The organism is Vibrio sp. 1249-1, from assembly GCF_033340495.1.
Window position 1 is genome coordinate 1 of the sequence record NZ_JAWOWJ010000947.1, and the last position, 564, is coordinate 564.

The 564-nt window shown below is 45.2% G+C and carries 1 protein-coding gene; it reads right to left on the reverse strand.

Going from position 1 to position 564, the window contains the following annotated elements:
• Window positions 1-564, reverse strand: a 564-nt coding sequence (locus tag R7Z50_RS29850) for a phosphate ABC transporter ATP-binding protein (RefSeq protein WP_318150061.1), incomplete at both ends; no start/stop codon positions are given.

The following is a 564-nucleotide window of genomic DNA, read 5'->3' on the forward strand; positions in this document are numbered from 1 at the left end:
GATCACGACAGTATATTGGGTCTTAAGCTCGTTGATAAGTTCTTCAATAGTTAAAGTTGATATAGGATCCAGTGCCGATGTTGGCTCATCCAATAACAGCACTTCTGGTTCAATTGCTACAGCACGCGCAATAACTAAACGTTGCTGCTGACCACCCGAAAGTCCAAATGCGTTTTCGTGCAATCTATCTTTCACTTCATCCCACAACGCAGCAGAGCGAAGTGAACGCTCAACCGCATCATCTAATGTGCGACTGTTCTTGACACCTTGTAAGCGTAAGCCATAAACCACATTCTCATAAATCGACTTAGGAAATGGGTTAGGACGCTGAAAAACCATTCCAACGCGACGCCTAAGCGTTGCTACATCGACATTCGGGTGATAGACGTTCTTACCGTGCAAACGAACTTTTCCGGTGACTTTACATCCTTCCACCAAGTCGTTCATACGATTGATACAGCGTAATAATGTCGATTTACCACAACCAGACGGGCCGATAAATGCTGTCACTCGCCCTTTTGGAATACGCATCGAAATATCGTGTAATGCCTGCGCTTGACCGTA